Consider the following 20,639-nt stretch of genomic DNA (forward strand, 5'->3'; position numbering starts at 1 on the left):
GCTATGTATCACTGGCCTCCAATTTCCTCCAGCCTCGCGTCGAGTGTGGCCTTTGCCTGCACATAATCGAATTGCTCGCAGTTCTGCTCTGCCGCCTTGTAAAGGGCTTGAGCGACGTATCGGAGGCGGGTCGTGTAGGGCATTGTCTCAAATCGCTTGTCGGGCCGAAGCGTGTGCCTCATCCTGCGACATTGAACACATGTCCGCCGTGAGTGCGGGCAACGAAGAAACGATCAAAGCCGTCGTTGCGACAAACGTCCCGATAATGCGGCTCATTTGAGCATGTCCGGCTTGCCCAGGGGCAGCCAGGTAACTCCACCGGTGGCATCGCGCACCAAGAACCATGTCTGAGCGGTCTGTCGATCAAGTAAGAGGGTCGTTGGCTGCGATTGGCCAGGATTCATGTAGGCAGCGATCGAGCCATGTGAAACCTGATATCGGGGCTCGCTGTTTGAACAGCCGGCGAGTGCCGCAGCGGCCAGCCCAAGAAGCACCTTTCGCATTTTCCCCTCCCGCCGCATTGGCGAGCGGAGTGTGACAGGAATCTCTCGACTCGACAAAAGCTAGATGAATATTGGCCAAAAATTGGACAGAGAAGAGAGGTCTGCAGCTAAGTGCTTGAAATATCTGGTACGCCCAAGGGGAATCGAACCCCTGTTACCGCCGTGAAAGGGCGGTGTCCTAACCGCTAGACGATGGGCGCGCTCAGACGAAGCGGCTTATACTGACGTTGTGCGCAACCGGCAACCCGTCAGTTGTCGCCTTGGACAACTTTTTTGCGGGCTTTGGAATCAGAGGCTTCATCACGACCGCATGGCTTGATCATTCGCGGAGGCACCCCATCGCTTCGTCATTCTAGGGCGGAGCAAGGAGCGAAGCGACGCGGCGCAGACCCGCGACTTTAACGCGTCACCATGGGTGCAGAATTCTGCTCAGTTGCATTCCTAAGTCGACTCCCGGCATCCTCGGGTCTTCGCGACGGGGCTTCGCTCCTGCTCCGCCCGTGGACGTTACTAGCCGTCGTCTCCACCGCCGCTGCGCCGGCGGCAGCGCCAGTTCCAGTCGCGCTCGGGGCCGACGTCGACGTGGACCGATTCGGTGTGGCAGTAGGTGCCGACGCCGCCGCGGCCGGGCATGGTCCTGATGTAGCTCGCCAGCTCCCATTTGGAGACGCCGGGCACCTGGATGTCGGCGGCGGCGCAGTACATGTGCAGCGAATTCTTGGCGCCGTTGGCGCGGCGGTTGCGGGCCGGGTCGCGATAGCCTGACGTCACCACCATCTTGCGACCGTAATGGCCTTCGATCGTCTTCAGCACGCGCACCAGCGATGGTTTCAGGCAGGCGACGTCGACGGTCTCGTTCTGCTTGAGCAGCCCGTTGGGCGCGAGCCGGGCCATGCCGGCGGCGGAGGCGACCTGATAGGAGCCGCCGATTGGACCCTCGTCCTCATTGAGGTCGACGTCACTTTCGTCGTCGAGGCCGGATTTGCGCTTGATCTCGAACAGCGCCGTCTGGCGCACGCCGGGCAGGGCATCACCGCCCGTGATGTGACCGGCTTCGTCGCCGGTCGAGGCCAACTGTATCGGCTTTGCCGTGGAATCGGCCGAGGCCAGAGTGATGATCGGCTTTGCCGCCGCTGCCGGCTTGGCTTGCGCGGCCGGCTGTTCGCCCGACCTGGTGTTGATCAGGGGCGCTGGCGTCGCCGAAGCGGGTGTGGCGCCAAACATCGAGGCCAGAAAGCCCTTTTTCTTCGGCGCGTCGGCTTGCGGCGCCTCGCCAGCGGTCACATAGACCGGATTGTTCATCACCGGCGCCGAGGCCGGCTTCGGCGTCGTCACGGCGGCATCGGCGGCGGCGATCTTCTGGCCGACCGCGTCGGCCTGCTGCGCCGTCTGGGCCGGCTGCTGCAAGGCCTGCGGCGTTTGTCCCGCGATCGTTTCAACGCCGGCCGGCGTTGAAAGCGGGAAGGCGGCTTGCGGCTTGGCCACAGGTACGTAGGCGACCTTTTCGGGTAGCGCCGTGTCGCCTTCGCTCATCACGGTCGTTTGCGTGGTCGTCGTCTGTGATGTCGAATCGGCGGTGGCGACCGGCTTGCCGGTGGCGGCCGCATTGATGTTCGAGGCAGAGGCATTGTAGCCGGGCATTCCGACCGACATTGTCGGGTCGCCGGCCGAAGTGCAGGAGGCCAGGAGCACGGAGCAGAGCGCTGCCACGATGGCGCGGCGTTCTCCCTTTGCGAGGCTCCATCCTGCTGATTTCAAAGTCAAATTCCCCCTCGATGTCCGGTCGGTATCTCCTTGCCGCAGCCCTACGATGTCTGCGTCGAGGTGACCTTTGTCTCCGATCCGGAAACGAGACCTGTGTCAAATCAGCAAGCCTGGAAGTATTTTTGCAGTGATTGCCGAATTACGGCTGCTTGATGGTTGACGACACCATTTCGCCCGCTTTTACCGGGCCGTCAACTCACCAGACATTACAGTCCGTTACACACGCACCTTGACATAGTTGCCGGGAGCATCGCCCAAGGTTTTCATATGCTTGCCCGGTTTGCGGGCCGGCACGCGGGTGTTGTCCTTGGCCTCGATCCAGCTTTGCCAGTGCGGCCACCAGGAGCAGGGATGGTCGGTTGCGCTGGCTATCCACTGGTTGAAATCGCCTGTTGGCGTGCCGCCGGTCCAGTACTGGTATTTGTTGGATGCAGGCGGATTGACGACGCCCGCGATATGGCCGGATCCCGCCATCACATAGTCGACCTTGCCGCCGAAATATTTCGAACCGAGGAAGACGGACAGCGCCGGCGCGATGTGATCTTCCTTCGAGGCGAGGTTGTAGACCGGGATGGTGATGTCGCCCAACGAGACCGTGTGGCCGGCGAGATCCATCGTGCCCTGCGAAAGCGTGTTATCGAGGTAGCAGTTGCGCAGGTAGAAAGAATGGTTGGCCGCAGCCATGCGGGTCGAATCGGCGTTCCAGTAGAGCAGGTCGAAGGGCAGGGGATCCTTGCCGCGCATGTAGTTGTTGATGACATAGGGCCAGATCAGGTCGCCGGAGCGCAACATGTTGAAGGCGGTCGCCATCTTGGTGCCGTCGAGATAGCCCTTTTCGTTCATAGACTTTTCCACCGCCGCGACCTGGTCCTCGTCGACGAACACTTTCAGGTCACCGGCATAGGTGAAGTCGACTTGCGTGGTGAAGAAGGTCGCCGACTTGATGCGGTCGTCGCCCTCCTGCGCCATCAGCGCCAGTGCCGCCGCCAAAAGCGTGCCGCCGACACAATAACCGATCGCGTTGACGTCGCGTTCGCCGGTGGCCCTCTCGATCGTGTCGAGGCCGTATTGCAGGCCCTCGCGGATATAGGCCTCCCAACCCTTGGCGCCGTGGCGTTCATCCGGATTGACCCAGGAGATGACGAAGACCGTGTGGCCTTGCTCGATGGCCCAGCGGATGAAGGATTTCTGCGGGTTGAGGTCGAGTATGTAGAACTTGTTGATCCAGGGCGGGCAAATCAGCAGCGGGCGTTTCAGCACCGTCTCGGTGGTGGGATCATACTGGATGATCTCGGCGACATCGCTGCGGCCGACCACCTTGCCGGGCGTGGTGGCGATGTTCCTGCCGATCTCGAAGGGCGAATAGTCCGCCTGGCGCATTTTCAGGTCGCCCTTGCCGGCGGCGATGTCCTCGGCCAGCATCTTCATGCCGCGCACCAGGTTCTCGCCGTTCGAAGCGACGGTTTCGCGAAACAGTTCCGGATTGGTCAGGATGAAATTCGACGGCGAGATGGCATTGGACACCTGCTTGACGTAGAAGCTCGCCTTGTGGCGGGTGTGCTCGTCCAGACCTTCGGCGTGATCGACCAGTTCGGACGCCCAGCGCGAGGTGACGAGATAGGCCTGCTTGAGGAAATCGAAGAAGGCGTTGCGGCCCCATTCAGGGTCCTGGAAGCGCTTGTCGCCGCGTTCCGGCTTGACGGCATCGTCGGGGCCCTCGGCGTTGGGACTGACACGCTGGATGGCGTTCGCCCACACGGTCATGTAGCCGGCGAACAGCCGCGTCTGCGCTTCGAGTGCGCGCTGTGGGTCGGCGAGCCAGTATTCGCTGAGCTTGGAGAAGGTCTTGACCATGTCGACGACCGGCTCGGCGACGTGGTCGCGCACTTCGCCGCGTTCGCGCGGTTCGGCCCAGGCGGACGCCGCCTTGCCGGCCTGCTCGACCATGCGCGCCATATTCAACGCGAAACGTTCCGGGTCCTTAACCAGATATTGCTCGACGGTCGAAGGCTCGGCATCTTCCGTTTTGCCCGAATCGGGTTTTTTGGACATGGTTCGCGGGGTTCCTCCCGAAGCGTTTTCTTGACATATTAACATGGGACATCCGACAGGGTCCAATCTGGCTCTACATCGGCTGCCAAGGAAACAATATGACGATTAATATTGGCGAGACTGTTTTTTTTGGCGCCGCACGCTTTTGCCGCATAGGCGCGGCGATCGTCCTGTTGGGGATCGCCGGGTGTTCGAGCACGAACAGCAGCGGTCCGGTGCCCATGGCCGACAATGCAGGCCCGAAGGATACCGGCACGTTTCCGAACCTGAACATCCCGCCGAAAGTGGCGAATAAACAGTTCACGCCAGCCGAGACGAACGCCAAGCTCGCCGAACTCAAGGCCGCCGAGAATGGGCAGGGGGCCAAAAGCGGTGGTGGCGCCGCCAGCAATCAGGCGGCATTGACGGATTTGGCCAAGAAGCATGGTCCGCAGACGCTGAAGCAGATCGAAGGCAAATGCGACCCCGCCCTCGACCCTACCTGCAAATGAGTATATAGCGCGCGCCCAACACTCCTTTTGCTGTCTGGAACTGCCATGGAAGAGTTTCACAAGGTCCGCCGGCTTCCGCCCTACGTTTTCGAGCAGGTCAACCGGCTCAAGGCCAGCGCCCGTTCGCGCGGCGCCGACATCATCGACCTCGGCATGGGCAATCCGGATCTGCCGACGCCCAAGGCCATCGTCGACAAATTGTGCGAAGTGGTCCGCGATCCGCGCACGCATCGCTATTCCTCCTCGCGCGGCATTCCGGGCCTGCGCCGCGCCCAGGCCGCTTACTATAGCAGACGCTTCGGCGTGAAGCTCAACCCCGACACGCAAGTGGTGGCCACGCTTGGCTCGAAGGAAGGCTTCGCCAACATGGCGCAGGCGATCACCGCGCCCGGCGACGTCATCCTGTGCCCGAACCCGACCTATCCGATCCACGCCTTCGGCTTCATCATGTCGGGCGGCGTCATCCGCTCGCTGCAGGTCGAGCCTGACGATGGTTTCATTCCAGCGCTTGAGCGCGGTGTTCGTCACTCGATCCCGAAGCCGCTGGCGCTGATCCTCAACTATCCGTCGAACCCGACGGCGCTGGTCGCTTCGCTCGATTTCTACAAGGACGTGGTGGCCTTCGCGAAGAAGAACGACATCATCATCCTGTCCGACCTTGCCTATTCCGAGATCTATTTCGACGGCAATCCGCCGCCTTCGGTGTTGCAGGTGCCGGGCGCCATCGATGTCTGCGTCGAGTTCACCTCGATGTCGAAGACCTTCTCCATGCCCGGCTGGCGCATGGGCTTTGCGGTCGGCAATGAGCGGCTGATCTCTGCGCTGACCCGGGTGAAGTCCTATCTCGACTACGGCGCCTTCACGCCGATCCAGGTGGCGGCGGCCCATGCGCTCAATGGCGACGGCGCCGATATCGCCGAGGTGCGCGACATCTACCATAAGCGCCGCGACGTGATGGTCGATGCCTTTGGCCGTGCCGGCTGGACCATTCCGGCCCCTGCGGCCTCGATGTTCGCCTGGGCGCCGATCCCCGAGCCGTTCAAGCATCTCGGCTCGCTCGAATTCTCCAAGCTGCTCATCGAGCACGCCGACGTGGCGGTGGCGCCCGGTGTCGGCTTCGGCGAACACGGCGATGATTTCGTGCGCGTGGCGCTGGTGGAGAATGAGCACCGGATCCGCCAGGCGGCGCGCAACATCAAGCGCTTCCTGGCGACCAGCGCCAAGCAGCCCAACAATGTGGTGCCGCTGTCCGCCCACCGGTAAGCAAAAATTCGATCTGATTTGAGGGACGTCGCCTTCCATGGCTGAAGCATTGCGTGTTGGAATTGCCGGTCTTGGCACGGTCGGTGCGTCGGTGGCGCGCGTGCTGCGCGACAAGGCGGCTGAGCTGACCCGGCAATGCGGGCGCGACATTGTCGTGTCAGCGGTTTCGGCGCGCGACCCGAAGCGCGACCGTGGCGTCGATGTCAGTTCGGCAAAATGGTTCGACGATCCGGTCAAGATGGCGCAGAGCGCCGACATCGACGTGTTTATCGAACTGATCGGCGGCGACGAAGGGCCGGCGCGCCTGTCGGTGAAGGCGGCGCTCGAAGCCGGCCGCCATGTCGTCACCGCCAACAAGGCGCTGCTCGCCAAGCATGGCGTGGCGCTGGCCGAGATCGCCGAAAAGAAGGGCGTACTGCTCAACTACGAGGCGGCGGTGGCTGGCGGCATTCCTGTCATCAAGACGATGCGCGAGGCCATGGCCGGCAACTCGGTCACCCGCGTGTTCGGTATTCTCAACGGCACCTGCAACTACATCCTGACCCGCATGGAGGCCGAGGGCATCTCGTTTGATGCCTGCCTGAAGGATGCGCAGCGGTTGGGCTACGCCGAGGCGGACCCGACCTTCGACATCGAGGGCCACGACACCGCGCACAAGCTGTCGATCCTGACCAGCCTTGCCTTCGGCACCAAGATCGCCGCCAACGACATCTACATGGAAGGCATTTCCAACATCACCCAGGCCGACATTCGCGCGGCCGGCGATCTCGGCTACCGGATCAAGCTGCTTGGCGTCGCCCAGCGCACTGAAAGCGGTATCGAGCAGCGTGTGCACCCAACCATGGTGCCGACGGCCTCCGTCATCGCGCAGGTGCATGGCGTCACCAATGCGGTGGCGATCGAGACCGACATCCTTGGCGAATTGCTGCTCTCCGGCCCCGGCGCCGGCGGCAACGCCACCGCCTCGGCCGTCATCGGCGACGTCGCCGATATCGCCAAGAGCCGGCCCGGCTTCCAGCATGGCCCGGTCTTCGGCCGGCCGGCCAAGGAGTTGCGGCCCTACAAGAAGGCGCAGATGCGCAGCCATGCCGGCGGCTACTTCATCCGGCTGACCGTGCATGATCGCATCGGCGTCTTTGCCGCGATCGCCAAGCGCATGGCCGACAACGATATTTCGCTGGAATCGATCGTCCAGCATGCGATCAGCGGCGAGGCGGCGGCGCAGAAGACGGTGATCCTCGTGACCCACGAGACCACCGAGGCCGCCGTGCGCAAGGCAGTCGACGGCATCACCAAGGACGGTCACCTGACCGACAAGCCGCAGGTCATTCGCATCGAGCGGGCAGGGTAGCTCGTCCTCGGGGGAGGAATCCCACACCGACCTCCCGGTCGATCCGATTGGCTACCAGCCGCGAATAGACCGGAACGAAATCGTTGCGGCGCCGTTCTCTTGGTCAGCAACCAAGGGAGCCGCTTCATGGCCGATACCAACAAGTCCGACCTGCCCAATATCGACGATATCCAGAAGACGCTGGAAAAACAGATCGCTGAACTGCGCAAGGAGATCACCAAGATCAACAAGAGCATTTCGGCACGGGGCGCGGAAATGCTCGATGACGCCAGTGAACAGGCTTCGGATTTCTACGAGACGGCGTCGGCGCGTGCATCGCGGACGGCACAGCAGCTGCGCAGCCAGGCTCAGGCGGTTTCGGACGTCGCCCGCGACAATCCGGGCACGACGACCGCCGTGGTCGGGGTCATCGGCCTGCTCGGTTTCCTGGCCGGCATTGCCGTTGGCCAGTCGTTGAACAACGACACGTCGCGCCGCTGGTATTGAGCGCGCCGGCCTTGAGCCGGCGTTGCCGGCTCCCGTTTCAAGAGATCATTTCCAGGAGGGCATCATGGCTTCATCCATGTTGATCGGCATTCTGATCACATTTCTCGTCATCATTCTCGTTCTCTACCTAGTGCAGCGCCTGCCGCTCGACGCCAAGATGCGACAGATCGTGCAGGTTATCGTCATCATCATCGGCATCATTTCGCTGCTCAAATACCTTGCTGTTTTCTAGATCGCGAGACCCACAATTTGGGCGTCTTCAAAGTGGCCCGGTCGTTGCCGACCGGGCCGCAATCGTGTCGGAAATGCGCTTCAATCGATTGATATTGCTGACCTTTCGATAAAACATTCGGCAGGTCTTGCCGTTGTCATGCTCGTTTGACAAAACAGGCGCGCCTCCGGCGGGAGGCGACGTGCGAACGAGGATTTCCCGAAAATGAATGTGGCCCAGAACATTGTCGCCGGTCTTGACCGGATACTCACCATGGAACTGGTGCGCGTCACCGAACGGGCCGCTGTCGCTGCCGCCAGGCTGCGCGGGCGCGGCGACGAGAAGGCGGCCGACCAGGTCGCGGTCGACGCCATGCGCCAGGAGCTCAACCGCCTTGCCATCAAGGGCACGGTGGTGATCGGCGAAGGCGAGCGCGACGAGGCGCCGATGCTCTATATCGGCGAGGAGGTCGGCACCGGCAAAGGACCCGCCGTCGATATCGCGCTCGATCCGCTCGAGGGCACGACGATCTGCGCCAAGAACCTGCCCAACGCGCTGGCCGTCATCGCGATCGCCGAGAAGGGCAGCCTGCTTTTCGCACCCGACGTCTATATGGACAAGATCGCCATTGGTCCGGGCTATGCCGACGGCGTCATCGACATCGATGCCTCGCCGGCCGAGAACATTGCAAGCCTGGCGCGGGCCAAGGGCGTCGCGGTAACCGATATCACCACCTGCATCCTCGACCGGCCGCGGCATGCCAAGCTGATCGAGGCCGTGCGCGCCACGGGTGCCGCCATCCGGCTGATCGGCGACGGCGACGTCGCCGGCGTCATCCACACCACCGACCCGGAAGAAACCGGCATCGATATCTATCTCGGCACCGGCGGCGCGCCGGAAGGCGTGCTGGCGGCAGCCGCGCTGCGCTGCACCAGCGGTCAGATGCAGGGCCGGCTGATCCTCGACACGCCGGAAAACGTCGCACGCGCGGCGAAGATGGGCATTTCCAATCCGAAGCGGATCTATCATGCGGAAGACATGGCGCGCGGTGACGTACTGTTCGCCGCCACCGGCGTCACCGACGGCAATATGCTGGCCGGCGTCAAGTTCGGCCGCACCTATATCACCACGCACACGATCGTGTTGCGCTCGTCGTCACGGACCGTGCGGGAGATCAAGGCCCGGCACCAGGATATGGATAAGTTCTAGACCTGCTTGCGAAGCCACGCCGCAGTTGCTAGCGCTTGGCTGCATCTGAACCCTGGCCGCGCAAGGATTGACGATGAATGCGTTCGACTGGCACGCGGATCCGATTTCGCGTGCCACGCCCATCACGAAATCCTATCGTAACACCCAGAATGTGCGCCGCTTTCTCACCCGCGAATGCGGCGATACCTTCAGATTCGATCGATGTTTCATGGCCTGGCTCAAGGACGGTCGGGAAAAGACGATGGGGGATGCAGCGATCCGGCTCCAGGCTGAAAAGCGGAAAGTGTAGTTTTTCTTGAATTTTCCCGCGATGCCACCCGCCGCGAACCGCTTGGCTTTGCCCGGCTTCAGGCCGTTGTTTGTGCATCTCGTTATCTCAAAACCGATGCGCAGCTTTGGGCGACATGCATTATCCTGCGGCCAACCATGAATTGGCAAAGCGCATGATGGGGGACAAGCGCCTCTTCCTCGATGTCAGGCAGTCGGCGACCGGTCTCTCCTGGGAGCATCGGCTGACCGAACGGCAGGACATGGTTGCGCTTGCCATTGCGCAGGGCCACGGCGTGCCCGACATCGTCGCGCGCGTGCTTGCCGGACGTGGCGTTACAACCGATGAAACCGAGCGCTTCCTCGATCCGACGATACGCGACCTGTTGCCGAATCCGGCCTCGCTCACCGACATGGACAAAGCCGCCACCCGCATCGCGGCTGCAGTGATGGCGAGGGAGAAGGTGGCGATCTTCGGCGACTACGATGTCGACGGCGCCGCCTCGTCGGCCTTGCTGAAGCGGTTTCTGGCGCATTTCTCCATACCGTCGGAAATCTATATCCCGGATCGAATTTTCGAGGGTTACGGCCCCAACCCCGATGCCATGCGCGAGCTCGTCTCGCGTGGCGCGTCGCTGATCGTCACCGTCGATTGCGGGACCAACAGTGCCGTTTCCGTCGAAGCGGCCAATGAAGCCGGCGCCGATGTCGTGGTGCTCGATCACCATCAAGTCGGCGGCGCCTTGCCGGCGGCAATTGCCGTCGTCAATCCGAACCGTGACGACGATCTTTCCGGGCAGGGCCATCTCGGTGCCGCCGGTGTCGTCTTCCTCGCCCTGGTGCAGACCGCAAAGATCCTGCGTGGCCTGAGCGACGTCGCGCCGCCCGACCTGCTTTCGCTGCTTGATCTCGTAGCGCTTGCCACCGTTTGCGACGTGGTGCCGCTCACCGGCGTCAACCGCGCCTTTGTCGTCAAAGGGCTGCAAGTGGCGCGCCAGCAGAAGAATGAAGGGCTGGCCGCTTTGGCTCGAATTTCGCGCATTGGCGAGCCGATCAGCACCTTCCATCTCGCCTATCTGATCGGTCCGCGCATCAATGCTGGCGGGCGCATCGGTGATGCGGCCCTTGGCAGCCGGCTGCTTGCGACGGACGATCCGGTCGAGGCGCGGACCATCGCCGAGACGCTTGACCGGCTGAACCAGGAACGGCAACAGATGGAGCAGGAGATGCTGGCCGCGGCGCGCGCCGAGGCCGATGCCGAACTCGCCGGCGGCAACGGACCGGCGATCGTCGTCACCGCCAGCAACAATTGGCATCCCGGCATTGTCGGCCTGCTCGCCTCGAGACTGAAGGATCATGCACGTCGGCCAGCTTTCGCCATCGCGTTCAACTCTTTGGGCATCGGTACCGGTTCGGGCCGTTCGGTGTCGGGTTTCGATCTCGGCCGATTGGTGCGTGAAGCCGCCGATGCCGGGCTGATCGTCAAGGGCGGCGGCCATGGCATGGCGGCCGGCATCACCGTGGAGCGCGCAAAGCTCGGCGAACTCAGGGCGTTCTTCGAGCAACGGGCGGCTGCCGACGTGTTTCGGCTGCAGGACGAGGAAAGCCTGGCAATCGACGGTGCGCTTGCCGCCGAAGGCGCGACGCTCAGCCTGCTCGATGCGCTGGAAAAGGCAGGCCCCTTCGGCGCCGGCCACGTCGCGCCGGTCTTCGTGCTGCCGCGCCATCGGCTGGCCGACGCCCGACCGGTCGGCACCAACCATATCCGCTGCGAATTGCAGTCGGACAGCGGTGGCCGCATCCAGGCGATTGCCTTTCGCGCCGTCGACACCGCACTTGGCGAATTCCTGTTCAAGAACCGGGGCAAGACCGTACATGTTGCCGGCTCGCTGTCGGGCAACTACTGGAATGGCAACCGCACGGTGCAATTTCGCATCGTCGATGCGGCACGGGCATGAGGTTTGATCAGGCCAAAACGGTCTGGAGCCGGCTGAGTTCGCCGATCTGCGCCATCGTCGCCTGGTAGCCGAGCTGGATCGCCTCGTCGGCGCGATGGAACTCGGTGAGGCCGATATGGCTGAGCTTCGGCTGCAGCGACATGTCGGGCGGATCGCCGGCCAGCCTGGCGCGCGAGATGCGATCCTGGATGATGTTGAAGGCTTCGACCATGACGCCGGTGATGCCGAGGCGCGTCTGATGCGACTGGTGCTGCGAGTCCAATTGACCCGCACGCGGCGCGTCCTTTTCGACCACCAGTTCGCCGGCGCTGTGCTTGATCACGGCGGCGCGGCCGAACAGGTCATAGTGGAGGTTGACCGCAACGACGAGCGGCTGCTCGTAGGCGCGGCAGACCGATACCGGCACCGGATTGACCAGGGCGCCGTCGACCAGCACACGGCCGTTGCAGTTCACGGGCTCGAACACGCCAGGCAGTGCATAGGAGGCGCGCATGGCCGTGATCAGCGAGCCGCTCGACAGCCAGATTTCGTGGCCGGTGCGAATTTCGGATGTGACGGCGACGAACGGCTTGGGCAGATCCTCGAAACGGATACCGGCCATATGCTCGCGCAGTCGTGCATCGAGCTTCATGCCACCGAACAGGCCACTGCCGCGCAGATTGAGGTCGAGCAGACCGAAGATGCGCCGCTTGGTCAGGCTGCGGGCGAACTCTTCCAGCTCATCCAGTTTGCCGGCGAGATAACAACCGCCGACCAGCGCGCCGATCGAGGTGCCGGCGATCATCGAAACTTCAATGCTGGCTTCATCGAGCGCGCGCAGCACGCCGATATGGGCCCAGCCTCGGGCGCAACCACCGCCAAGGGCGAGCGAAATGCCTGTTTTCTTTGCCGGTTTTGGCTCGGACGCGCCGCCGGACGAAGCGGGGCCGTTGGCCTCTCTTACATCCGGTCTGTTACGCAATGACGCCCACTCGAGCATCACGATCTCCCTTGTCCCAAGGCTAATATACGGACGGGCCGTATCGAAATGATGAATCTGTGTGGTTGGTGTGAGACAGAAGGTTCAAGACGATGGTTTCCGATACGTGGTTTCCGCATCGAACAGCGGCTTGCTGCCATCGTCGGCAAGCGTCGCCTTGCCGTCAACCAGCCCCACCGTCCGATAAAAGCATGAACGCCGGCCGGTGTGACAGGTTGCGTCGTGGCCCAACACTTTCACACGCAGCCACAATGCGTCCTGGTCGCAGTCGGTGCGCATCTCGACGACGTGCTGGAAATTGCCCGAGGTTTCGCCCTTTTTCCAAAGCGCATTGCGCGAGCGCGACCAGTAATGGGCGATACCGGTTTCCAGCGTCAACGCCAGGGCCTGCGCATTCATATGCGCGACCATCAACAGCATGCCGTCTTCGGCATCGGTGACGACGACGGTGACGAGGCCAGCGGCGTCTAAGCGCGGTGAGAACACCACGCCTTCCTCCAGGGCCTTCTTGTCTGACGAAGCTTTGGGAAATTCCAGTGCCGACATCGCCGGTCTATTTTCCTGTTGACCGTGACGCCGGCGAGGGGCTTACGCCCCGCCGCGCACCATGGTGACAAAACGAACCTGTTCCTCCGGCGTATCCTTGAAGACGCCGGTGAAGGTGGAGGTGAGCGTGGTGGAACCCTGCTTGCGGATGCCGCGCATCGCCATGCACATGTGCTCGGCCTCGATCATGACGGCGACGCCACGCGGGTTGAGCACGTCCTGGATGACGCCGGCGATCTGCGCGGTGAGCGCCTCCTGCGTCTGCAGGCGATGGGCAAAGATATCGACGACGCGCGCGATCTTCGACAGGCCGACGACCTTGCCATCCGGCAGATAGCCGACATGCGCCTTGCCGATGATCGGCACCATGTGGTGCTCGCAATGCGAATGGAATGTGATGTCCTTGACGATGACGAGATCGTCGTAGCCGGCGACCTCCTCGAAGGTGCGGCCGAGTTCCTCCGCCGGGCACATGTCGTAGCCGCCGAACATTTCGCGGTAGGCCTTGGCGACGCGCTTGGGCGTGTCGATCAGCCCCTCGCGGTCCGGATTGTCGCCGGTCCAGCGCAACAACGTGCGCACGGCAGCCTCGACTTCGGCTTCGCTCGGCCGGTCGGTGACCGGCTTTTCCATATAGGCGGACTGGGGCATGAGTTTCTTGATGACGGCATCCATAAAAGGCGTCTCCCGTAGTTCCTCTCCAAGGAGGAACGAGTTGAACGGACCACGACCTTTCGGTGTCGGAAACTTGCCCCGTTTCCAGCCCCGTAAGCGGCGTGAACTTCCCGGCCAGGACAGCGGCGCTCATCGCCTTGTCGTTACCGGACTGCCCGCATTATATAAGATCGTAACGAGCGAAAGGAAGACGCAGCAGCGGCAATCGCTGTTCGCTTGGCGGCGACGGATTGGAAAATAATGATCAACGACGTGTACAATGCGAAAATTCTCGGTTTTGCCGGAAACATCGCCCGCATCGGCCGGCTCGATCATCCGGATGCGACCGCAAAAGCGCATTCCAAGCTGTGCGGTTCGACCGTTACCGTCGACCTCAAGATGGAGGACGGCGTTGTCACGGAGTTCGCCCATGATGTGAAGGCCTGTGCGCTCGGCCAGGCGTCGTCCTCAATCATGGCGCAGCATGTCGTCGGCGCGAGTGCCGAGGAATTGCGCGCGGTGCGCGACATCATGCTGAAGATGCTGAAGGAAAATGGCGCGCCGCCGGAAGGCCGCTTCGCCGATCTGAAGTACCTGGAGCCGGTGCGCGATTACAAGGCGCGCCATGCCTCGACCATGCTGACCTTCGACGCCGTGGTCGACGCCATCGGCCAGATCGAAAAGAAGCGCGCGGAAGAAGCGGCCTGACCTTGCCATTTCACGTTCTCACGATGCGTGGCCGCTCGCGACACCGTTCTTTCCATGGCCTGGTGTTCGTCTGGAGCCTTGCCGGCACACTCGTGTCGAGCGGCGGCACGAGCTGGGCGGACGTGGCGGTCCAACGCGATATCGGCGACTATCTCATGAAGGCTATCCAGGTCTGTTGGAACATCCCTGCAAATACCACAAGCGTTGCACGTGTTCAGATCAGCCTGAACAAGGACGGATCGCTCGCCGGCCCGCCAAAAATTATCAGCCCCGTGACACCGCCGCCGGACAAGGTTGCCGAGGCCGCCATACGGGCAATTACGCGCTGCGCGCCATTTCCCGGGCTGATACCCTACGCGGCCCACTATGATCTCTGGCGCGATGTCGTCCTCACATTCAACCCGGCAGAAGCCCCGCCGGCTGGGCCTTCGAAGGTGGATGCGAACGACATCGACAAATTTCTGGAAAAAAACAAGAAGGCAAAATAGCTGGAGCCAGGCTGGGCAACCGGTTCACGCCGTTGCCTCCAGGGTTCGTCTGCTTTCGGCAAATTCGCTTCTCAGCCAGTCTACGAAAGCCGCGGCTGGCTCGGAAAGATGCTTCAAGCTCCTGGCCACCAACCAGTAGGCGCCGGATGCAACGTCGATATCGAATGGCTTGATCAGCGCGCCGGCTGCGACTTCCCCACCGATCTGCAGGAGATCGCCGAGTGCAACGCCATGCCCGAGAAGGGCGGCCTGTTTCGAAAGCGATGCGTCGGCCAGCATGGGACCCCGCGCGGGCACGGCATCTGCTGGCACGCCGGCCGCTTCGAACCAGCGTGCCCATCCCTGGCGATTTTCCTCGTGCAAAAGTGTGTAGCTGGCGAGGTCGATCGGCTTTTCAAGGGGAGGGCCCGAGGCGAGCAGCGCTGGCGATAGAACCGGTGAATCGACGGTCGAGGCAAGCCGCTCGGCCTGACTGCGAGGCCAGGAGATGGCATGGGCGCTGAAGCGTAGGGCAAGCTCAGGCTGATCGCTGCGGAATTCGATCAGCCTGGGGTCGACTTCGAGCGAGACGTCGATGTCGGGCCGCAATTGGCGAAACCGGTTGAGCCGGGGCACCAGCCAGACGGAGGCAAGCGACGGTTCGACGCTGACACGAACCACGGACTGCGCGGGGACAGCGACCAATTCCGAAAGCAGTCTGTCGATGTCGTCGAAACTCCTGACCAATTGGGCGAGCAACCGGCGGCCCGCATCCGTCAGTTCAACGCGGCGATGATGACGTTCGAACAAGGGCTGACGCAGAAAGGTTTCGAGCTCGCGGATCTGCCGGCTGATCGCCGCCTGCGAGACGAAAAGCTCCTCGGCCGCTCGGCTGAAGCTCAGATGCCGGCCGGCCGCCTCAAAGCTCCTCAATGCCGTCAATGGCAGGCGTCCGCGCTTCATTTTCGCATAATCCAGGGTTATCCGAAGTGGAAATTATACTCGTTTGAAGGCCAAGGCCAGCGGCGCTCTAATCCGTGTCAAAGGAGACCGCCATGATCCAGTTCCTGAACATTTTCGGCGATGTCATGCGGATCGCAACGTTTCAATGGCGTGACGATAGGCACCATGCACAGCGCAGCGAGGAGCCGGCCAGCCCCGGCCGCTGGGCGCCTCCGGTTGACCGGCAGCCGTTTCGCCGCTCCCACCCATGGCAACACGGCGGATAAGGCGGAGGGATTGCGTTCCCCTGACTAAGCTCACATCTATCGCGGTGAAGAACGCGATACGGAGAATGCGGTGCACGACCCGCATGGGCATGCCCATAGTGCAAGACCGCCGGGGCGCGGCCGCAACTGGCCCGGCCCCTGGCGCAAGACGCCTGGCCGTCTCCTCGGCACGTCGTTCGTGCGCCTTTACCAGCTGACGCTGTCCGGCTTTGTCGGCAATTCCTGCCGGCATTTGCCGACCTGTTCGGAATACGCGCATGAGGCGATCGCCCGCCATGGCCTGTGGGCGGGCGGCTGGATGGGATTTTTCCGCGTGCTGCGCTGCGGGCCGTTCGGCACGCACGGCGTTGACCTTGTACCGGAAGTGCTGGCTGACCGTTATGTCTGGTTCATGCCGTGGCGGTACTGGCGGATCGGCCGCAAGGGCGCCGAAACGAAGGCATGATTGCGCCGGTTACGCCTCGGGCGCCAGTGCGCGTTTACGATCCGGTAGGGTTAACGCAAGCCTGCACAAAGACTGCGCATTTGAGACAAAATCGAGACAAGAGACCTCGCTAAGCCCGCTCGCGAACACCCCTTCTGGAGCGAGCATCAATGCGTAACATCGACCGTCTTCCCTTTATCCTGGCCGGAATCCTGTTCCTGCTCGCCTGGTTGCTGGGGTTCCCGATGCGCGCGCAGTCGGCGCCGCTTGGGGATGTGCAGTGCACGTTGATCGCCGATGCGGCGAGCGGCAAGACGCTCTATCAGGACGGCATTTGCGACCAGCGGTTCAGCCCGGCCTCGACGTTCAAGGTCCCGCTCTCGCTGATCGGCTATGATGCCGGGATCCTGAGCGACGAGCACACGCCGACCTGGGACTACAAACCCGAATTCAATGCGGTGAAACGGGATCAGAAAACCGTCGATCCGGTGATCTGGGAACGGGATTCGATTATCTGGTATTCCCGCGAGATCACGCGCCGGCTCGGTGGTGAAAAGTTTGCCGGCTACGTCTCTAGACTCGACTACGGCAACAACGACGTCTCCGGCAACCCCGGCAAGGATGACGGCCTGACCCATTCCTGGGTGAATTCCTCGCTCAAGATCACGCCGGTCGAACAGGTCGATTTCCTGCGCAAGCTGCTGGCCCGCAAACTGCCGGTCTCGGCCAAGGCCTACGACATGACGTCAGCCATCATCCCGACATTCAAGGCCCGAGGCTGGACGGTGCAAGGCAAGACCGGCAGCACAAGGCTGGCCAACGATGCCGACAAGATCAGGGACAAGCGCTCGCTCGGCTGGTTCGTCGGCTGGGCGAAAAAGGATGGTCAGCAGATCGTCTTCGCTCGGCTGATCGTCGACACCAAGCGTGCCGATGTGCCTAAGGGCTGGAGCACACGCTCCGGGTTTCTGAAGGACCTGCCGCTGCTGATGAAATAGATTGGTCAGACGCTTCGGCGGGCACGGATGATGTGGCCGCCGGAATTGCTCGTCATTCCCCTCGGTGCTCCGGAAAAGCGGGCGGCGATATCGCCGCTCTCGATATCTTCGATCTCGTCGAAGCCGAGCTCGATCAGGGATTCCGCCAGCTCTGTCGGAACAAAGAAGCTGATCCATGGCTCCCCGACAGAAGCGACGCGCGCCGCATGGAAGGCCAGCGCAGCCTGTCCCGCCGCATCGCGGTTCTCAGCCGGTTCGCTGTAGTCGAACGCGACCTCCGAGCCGGGGATGCCGGCAATCCAGGACAGCGTTTTGAAGATCGCTTCTTTCGTCAGGTAGGGCACAACCCCCAGCCACATGAAGAAGCTGGGCTCGGTCGACTGCAAACCGGCCGCGGCCAGTTCCGCGGACAGGCTTTGCCGCTCGAAATCGACTGGCACGAATCTGGTGGCGGGTGGCTCGGCAAGCCCGCTATCGGCAATGCATTTGCGTTTCCAGGCTTGCGTTGCCGGGTGGTCGACTTCGAACACGCTGAGATCCGGATACGGATTGCGCAGTGAAAACGTATCGAGGCCGGCGCCAAGCACGACGAGCTGCCGGATGCCGCGACGGACCGCCGCCGCCAGCCAGTCCTCGGCAAAGCGGGCGCGCGCGGTGACGAATAGGCGCATGCGCCGGCGGCGCTCGTCTTCCTGCTCAAGCTCCTGTGCCGTGGGCGCGGCTTCACCCAGAATCGCGATTGCGTAGGGATCGCGAAACAGCCCCGCCTGCGGTGAAAACTGATGCAGGGCTCTCATGCGTGCGACGCCAAGGGCGGTTCGGCTGGGTGTTGCGTGTTCCATATCGACAATTCCAGACGATTGCGGAGATGTTCGCAAGCCCCTGGGCGACGGACCTGCGACATCTCTGGCGACATTTCCTGACGGCTGGGCCAATCAGCGCTCTTTACCTGACGCGGCACTGCCTCTAAAACCCGCCGGCTTGCCGGACGCATCCGGCCCCCCACGACCACCCGCGCTCGTTTGCGGGACTGGATAGGAGAACCAAATGCTGAATTCCGTTTCCCTGACATTTCCCGATGGCTCCGTCCGCGACTACGACGCGGCGATGACCGGTGCGGGCCTTGCAGAATCGATCTCGAAGTCGCTGGCCAAAAAGGCCGTCGCCTACGCCATCGACGGCACCGTGCGCGATCTCAGCGACCCGCTCGGCAAGTCCGGCAAGGTCGAGATCATCACCCGCGACGATGTGCGCGCTCTAGAGCTTATCCGTCATGACACCGCGCACGTGCTGGCGGAAGCCGTGCAGGAGATATGGCCGGGGACGCAGGTGACGATCGGGCCGGTGATCGAGAACGGATTCTATTACGACTTCGCCCGCAACGAGCCTTTCACTCCGGACGACTTTCCGGTGATCGAGAAGAAGATGCGCGAGATCATCGCGCGCAACAAGCCGTTCACCAAGGAGGTCTGGTCGCGCGATAGGGCCAAGAAGGTGTTCGCCGACAAGGGCGAGCGCTACAAGCTGGAGCTGATCGACGCCATTCCCGAGGAGCAGGATCTCAAGATCTACGCGCAGGGCGACTGGTTCGATCTCTGCCGTGGCCCGCACATGGCCTCGACCGGCCAGATCGGCAACGCCTTCAAGCTGATGAAAGTGGCTGGCGCTTATTGGCGTGGCGATTCCAACAACCCGATGCTGACGCGCATTTACGGCACGGCCTGGGCCGACCAGGCGCAGCTCGAGGTCTACCAGACGATGTTGGAGGAGGCCGAGAAGCGCGACCACCGCAAGGTCGGCCGCGAGATGGACCTGTTCCATTTCCAGGAAGAGGGGCCGGGCGTCGTCTTCTGGCACGCCAAGGGCTGGAAGATGTTCCAGAACCTGGTCAATTACATGCGCCGCCGCCTTGACGAGCAGGGCTATCAGGAGGTCAACGCGCCGCAGGTGCTGGACAAGAGCCTGTGGGAAACGTCAGGCCACTGGGGCTGGTATCGCGACGCCATGTTCAAGGTGACAGTCGCCGGCGACGATACCGACGACGACCGTGTCTTTGCGCTGAAGCCGATGAACTGCCCGGGCCACGTGCAGATTTTCAAGCATGGGTTGAAGTCTTATCGCGATCTACCCGTAAAACTTGCAGAATTCGGCAATGTGCACCGCTACGAACCATCGGGCGCACTGCACGGACTGATGCGCGTGCGCGGCTTCACGCAGGACGACGCGCACATCTTCTGCACTGAGGAGCAACTGGCGGCGGAATGCCTGCGCATCAACGATTTGATCCTGTCGACCTATGCCGATTTCGGTTTTGAAGAGGTCAGCGTCAAGCTGTCGACACGGCCTGACAAGCGGGTCGGCACCGATGAGGCTTGGGATCATGCCGAGGCGATCATGGGCAATGTCCTGGAGACGATCAGGACAAGGTCGGGCAACCGGATCAAGACGTCGATCAATCCGGGCGAGGGCGCATTCTACGGGCCGAAGTTCGAATATGTGCTGAAGGATGCCATCGGCCGCGAATGGCAGTGCGGCACGACGCAGGTCGACTTCAACCTGCCGGAACGGTTTGGCGCCTTCTATATCGGCTCGGACTCGGAGAAGAAGCAGCCTGTCATGGTCCACCGCGCTATCTGCGGTTCGATGGAGCGTTTCCTCGGCATCCTGATCGAGAACTATTCCGGCCATTTCCCGCTGTGGTTTGCGCCGCTGCAGGTGGTGGTGGCGACGATCACCTCCGAGGCGGATAGCTATGCGACCGAAGTGGTGGCAAAGCTGAAGGCTGCCGGGTTGTTGGCGGAAGCCGATCTGCGCAACGAGAAGATCAACTACAAGGTCCGTGAGCACTCGCTGGCGAAGGTGCCGATCATCCTCGTCTGCGGCAAACGCGAGGCGGAGGAACAGACGGTCAACATGCGCCGGCTCGGCTCGCGCGATCAGGAATCGCTTGGCCTTGCCGAGGCGATCGCGCAACTGACTGAAGAAGCGGTGACGCCGGACCGCAGGCGCAAACGCGCTGTCTGATCCGCATAGTCCCAAGGAATGGCGGTGGAGCGATCCACCGCCATTTCATATCCCT

General features: G+C 62.4%; 22 protein-coding genes and 1 tRNA gene. 14 read left to right on the forward strand and 9 right to left on the reverse strand.

Annotation, left to right across the window (positions count from 1 at the left end):
- Positions 1-272: 272 nt before the first annotated feature.
- From HGP13_RS19975 to phaC, 4 genes are all read right to left on the reverse strand, one after another.
- Positions 273-503 carry a hypothetical protein gene (locus HGP13_RS19975; protein WP_172228419.1) on the reverse strand — a complete coding sequence of 77 codons (231 nt, stop codon included), beginning with the start codon at positions 501-503 and terminating at the stop codon, positions 273-275.
- Between the two features lie 125 nt (positions 504-628).
- A tRNA-Glu gene (locus HGP13_RS19980) sits at positions 629-703 on the reverse strand.
- A gap of 310 nt (positions 704-1,013) precedes the next feature.
- Positions 1,014-2,267, reverse strand: coding sequence for a YcbK family protein (locus HGP13_RS19985; protein WP_172228421.1), 1,254 nt, complete (start codon positions 2,265-2,267; stop codon positions 1,014-1,016).
- Positions 2,268-2,483: 216 nt separating this feature from the next.
- Positions 2,484-4,319, reverse strand: a complete 1,836-nt coding sequence (gene phaC / locus HGP13_RS19990; protein ID WP_172228423.1) for a class I poly(R)-hydroxyalkanoic acid synthase — start codon at positions 4,317-4,319, stop codon at positions 2,484-2,486.
- 98 nt (positions 4,320-4,417) lie between these two features.
- Here phaC and HGP13_RS19995 point away from each other — a divergent pair, with 98 nt between their 5' ends.
- The 8 genes from HGP13_RS19995 to recJ all read left to right on the forward strand — a co-directional run bounded on the left by HGP13_RS19995 (position 4,418) and on the right by recJ (position 11,555).
- The gene (locus HGP13_RS19995; RefSeq protein WP_172228425.1) at positions 4,418-4,810 is read left to right on the forward strand and encodes a hypothetical protein; all 393 of its coding nucleotides are present in this window, start codon (positions 4,418-4,420) and stop codon (positions 4,808-4,810) included.
- A gap of 45 nt (positions 4,811-4,855) precedes the next feature.
- Positions 4,856-6,073 (forward strand): LL-diaminopimelate aminotransferase, encoded by a 1,218-nt coding sequence (locus HGP13_RS20000; RefSeq protein WP_172228427.1) that lies wholly within the window; start codon positions 4,856-4,858, stop codon positions 6,071-6,073.
- Between the two features lie 37 nt (positions 6,074-6,110).
- Positions 6,111-7,424: a homoserine dehydrogenase gene (locus HGP13_RS20005; protein ID WP_172228429.1), complete on the forward strand. Its 1,314-nt coding sequence runs from the start codon at positions 6,111-6,113 to the stop codon at positions 7,422-7,424.
- A gap of 126 nt (positions 7,425-7,550) precedes the next feature.
- A complete protein-coding gene (locus HGP13_RS20010) occupies positions 7,551-7,910 on the forward strand; it encodes a hypothetical protein (protein ID WP_172228431.1) in 360 nt (119 codons plus the stop codon).
- Between the two features lie 64 nt (positions 7,911-7,974).
- On the forward strand, positions 7,975-8,142 hold the full coding sequence (locus HGP13_RS20015; RefSeq protein WP_172228433.1) for a Thivi_2564 family membrane protein: 168 nt from the start codon (positions 7,975-7,977) through the stop codon (positions 8,140-8,142).
- Between the two features lie 204 nt (positions 8,143-8,346).
- Positions 8,347-9,330 carry a class II fructose-bisphosphatase gene (gene glpX / locus HGP13_RS20020; RefSeq protein WP_172228435.1) on the forward strand — a complete coding sequence of 328 codons (984 nt, stop codon included), beginning with the start codon at positions 8,347-8,349 and terminating at the stop codon, positions 9,328-9,330.
- Between the two features lie 73 nt (positions 9,331-9,403).
- Complete coding sequence (locus tag HGP13_RS20025; RefSeq protein WP_172228437.1) at positions 9,404-9,619, forward strand: DUF6434 domain-containing protein; 216 nt, start codon at positions 9,404-9,406, stop codon at positions 9,617-9,619.
- Positions 9,620-9,773: 154 nt separating this feature from the next.
- Positions 9,774-11,555, forward strand: coding sequence for a single-stranded-DNA-specific exonuclease RecJ (recJ, locus tag HGP13_RS20030; RefSeq protein ID WP_172228439.1), 1,782 nt, complete (start codon positions 9,774-9,776; stop codon positions 11,553-11,555).
- A 7-nt stretch (positions 11,556-11,562) separates the two neighbouring features.
- On the opposite strand, the gene HGP13_RS20035 is transcribed toward recJ, so the two are convergent.
- The 3 genes from HGP13_RS20035 to folE all read right to left on the reverse strand — a co-directional run bounded on the left by HGP13_RS20035 (position 11,563) and on the right by folE (position 13,755).
- On the reverse strand, positions 11,563-12,534 hold the full coding sequence (locus tag HGP13_RS20035; RefSeq protein ID WP_172228441.1) for a patatin family protein: 972 nt from the start codon (positions 12,532-12,534) through the stop codon (positions 11,563-11,565).
- A gap of 84 nt (positions 12,535-12,618) precedes the next feature.
- Entirely contained in the window at positions 12,619-13,080 is a 462-nt protein-coding gene (gene hisI, locus HGP13_RS20040) for a phosphoribosyl-AMP cyclohydrolase (RefSeq protein WP_172228443.1), read from the reverse strand.
- Between the two features lie 42 nt (positions 13,081-13,122).
- Positions 13,123-13,755 carry a GTP cyclohydrolase I FolE gene (gene folE / locus HGP13_RS20045; protein ID WP_172228445.1) on the reverse strand — a complete coding sequence of 211 codons (633 nt, stop codon included), beginning with the start codon at positions 13,753-13,755 and terminating at the stop codon, positions 13,123-13,125.
- Positions 13,756-13,995: 240 nt separating this feature from the next.
- On the opposite strand from folE, the gene HGP13_RS20050 reads away from it, so the two are divergent.
- The gene (locus HGP13_RS20050) at positions 13,996-14,442 is read left to right on the forward strand and encodes an iron-sulfur cluster assembly scaffold protein (protein WP_172228447.1); all 447 of its coding nucleotides are present in this window, start codon (positions 13,996-13,998) and stop codon (positions 14,440-14,442) included.
- A 23-nt stretch (positions 14,443-14,465) separates the two neighbouring features.
- On the forward strand, positions 14,466-14,930 hold the full coding sequence (locus HGP13_RS20055; RefSeq protein WP_172228449.1) for a cell envelope integrity protein TolA: 465 nt from the start codon (positions 14,466-14,468) through the stop codon (positions 14,928-14,930).
- A 24-nt stretch (positions 14,931-14,954) separates the two neighbouring features.
- Here HGP13_RS20055 and HGP13_RS20060 read toward each other — a convergent pair whose 3' ends face one another.
- Positions 14,955-15,872, reverse strand: coding sequence for a LysR substrate-binding domain-containing protein (locus tag HGP13_RS20060; protein WP_172228451.1), 918 nt, complete (start codon positions 15,870-15,872; stop codon positions 14,955-14,957).
- Between the two features lie 92 nt (positions 15,873-15,964).
- On the opposite strand from HGP13_RS20060, the gene HGP13_RS20065 reads away from it, so the two are divergent.
- The 3 genes from HGP13_RS20065 to blaOXA all read left to right on the forward strand — a co-directional run bounded on the left by HGP13_RS20065 (position 15,965) and on the right by blaOXA (position 17,560).
- Complete coding sequence (locus tag HGP13_RS20065) at positions 15,965-16,138, forward strand: hypothetical protein (RefSeq protein WP_172228453.1); 174 nt, start codon at positions 15,965-15,967, stop codon at positions 16,136-16,138.
- Between the two features lie 70 nt (positions 16,139-16,208).
- Positions 16,209-16,583: a membrane protein insertion efficiency factor YidD gene (gene yidD / locus HGP13_RS20070; RefSeq protein WP_172228455.1), complete on the forward strand. Its 375-nt coding sequence runs from the start codon at positions 16,209-16,211 to the stop codon at positions 16,581-16,583.
- Between the two features lie 149 nt (positions 16,584-16,732).
- Positions 16,733-17,560, forward strand: a complete 828-nt coding sequence (blaOXA, locus tag HGP13_RS20075) for a class D beta-lactamase (RefSeq protein ID WP_172228457.1) — start codon at positions 16,733-16,735, stop codon at positions 17,558-17,560.
- A 5-nt stretch (positions 17,561-17,565) separates the two neighbouring features.
- On the opposite strand, the gene HGP13_RS20080 is transcribed toward blaOXA, so the two are convergent.
- A complete protein-coding gene (locus tag HGP13_RS20080) occupies positions 17,566-18,402 on the reverse strand; it encodes an SAM-dependent methyltransferase (RefSeq protein ID WP_172228459.1) in 837 nt (278 codons plus the stop codon).
- 205 nt (positions 18,403-18,607) lie between these two features.
- Here HGP13_RS20080 and thrS point away from each other — a divergent pair, with 205 nt between their 5' ends.
- Complete coding sequence (gene thrS / locus HGP13_RS20085) at positions 18,608-20,584, forward strand: threonine--tRNA ligase (protein WP_172228461.1); 1,977 nt, start codon at positions 18,608-18,610, stop codon at positions 20,582-20,584.
- The last annotated feature ends 55 nt before the right edge of the window (positions 20,585-20,639 follow it).

This window comes from Mesorhizobium sp. NZP2077 (assembly GCF_013170805.1).
Lineage (GTDB): Bacteria > Pseudomonadota > Alphaproteobacteria > Rhizobiales > Rhizobiaceae > Mesorhizobium.

What these genes read in the sequence shown, in the direction of transcription:
- folE (WP_172228445.1), bottom strand. Translation starts at nt 13,755, where the DNA reads ATGGATGCCGTCATCAAGAAACTCATGCCCCAGTCCGCCTATATGGAA.
- HGP13_RS20050 (WP_172228447.1), top strand. Translation starts at nt 13,996, where the DNA reads ATGATCAACGACGTGTACAATGCGAAAATTCTCGGTTTTGCCGGAAAC.
- HGP13_RS20010 (WP_172228431.1), top strand. Translation starts at nt 7,551, where the DNA reads ATGGCCGATACCAACAAGTCCGACCTGCCCAATATCGACGATATCCAG.
- HGP13_RS20015 (WP_172228433.1), top strand. Translation starts at nt 7,975, where the DNA reads ATGGCTTCATCCATGTTGATCGGCATTCTGATCACATTTCTCGTCATC.
- hisI (WP_172228443.1), bottom strand. Translation starts at nt 13,080, where the DNA reads ATGTCGGCACTGGAATTTCCCAAAGCTTCGTCAGACAAGAAGGCCCTG.
- blaOXA (WP_172228457.1), top strand. Translation starts at nt 16,733, where the DNA reads ATGCGTAACATCGACCGTCTTCCCTTTATCCTGGCCGGAATCCTGTTC.
- recJ (WP_172228439.1), top strand. Translation starts at nt 9,774, where the DNA reads ATGATGGGGGACAAGCGCCTCTTCCTCGATGTCAGGCAGTCGGCGACC.
- HGP13_RS20025 (WP_172228437.1), top strand. Translation starts at nt 9,404, where the DNA reads ATGAATGCGTTCGACTGGCACGCGGATCCGATTTCGCGTGCCACGCCC.
- HGP13_RS20005 (WP_172228429.1), top strand. Translation starts at nt 6,111, where the DNA reads ATGGCTGAAGCATTGCGTGTTGGAATTGCCGGTCTTGGCACGGTCGGT.
- HGP13_RS20055 (WP_172228449.1), top strand. Translation starts at nt 14,466, where the DNA reads ATGCGTGGCCGCTCGCGACACCGTTCTTTCCATGGCCTGGTGTTCGTC.
- glpX (WP_172228435.1), top strand. Translation starts at nt 8,347, where the DNA reads ATGAATGTGGCCCAGAACATTGTCGCCGGTCTTGACCGGATACTCACC.
- HGP13_RS19975 (WP_172228419.1), bottom strand. Translation starts at nt 503, where the DNA reads ATGCGAAAGGTGCTTCTTGGGCTGGCCGCTGCGGCACTCGCCGGCTGT.
- HGP13_RS20060 (WP_172228451.1), bottom strand. Translation starts at nt 15,872, where the DNA reads ATGAAGCGCGGACGCCTGCCATTGACGGCATTGAGGAGCTTTGAGGCG.
- phaC (WP_172228423.1), bottom strand. Translation starts at nt 4,319, where the DNA reads ATGTCCAAAAAACCCGATTCGGGCAAAACGGAAGATGCCGAGCCTTCG.
- HGP13_RS20000 (WP_172228427.1), top strand. Translation starts at nt 4,856, where the DNA reads ATGGAAGAGTTTCACAAGGTCCGCCGGCTTCCGCCCTACGTTTTCGAG.
- HGP13_RS20065 (WP_172228453.1), top strand. Translation starts at nt 15,965, where the DNA reads ATGATCCAGTTCCTGAACATTTTCGGCGATGTCATGCGGATCGCAACG.
- thrS (WP_172228461.1), top strand. Translation starts at nt 18,608, where the DNA reads ATGCTGAATTCCGTTTCCCTGACATTTCCCGATGGCTCCGTCCGCGAC.
- HGP13_RS19995 (WP_172228425.1), top strand. Translation starts at nt 4,418, where the DNA reads ATGACGATTAATATTGGCGAGACTGTTTTTTTTGGCGCCGCACGCTTT.
- HGP13_RS20035 (WP_172228441.1), bottom strand. Translation starts at nt 12,534, where the DNA reads ATGCTCGAGTGGGCGTCATTGCGTAACAGACCGGATGTAAGAGAGGCC.
- HGP13_RS20080 (WP_172228459.1), bottom strand. Translation starts at nt 18,402, where the DNA reads ATGGAACACGCAACACCCAGCCGAACCGCCCTTGGCGTCGCACGCATG.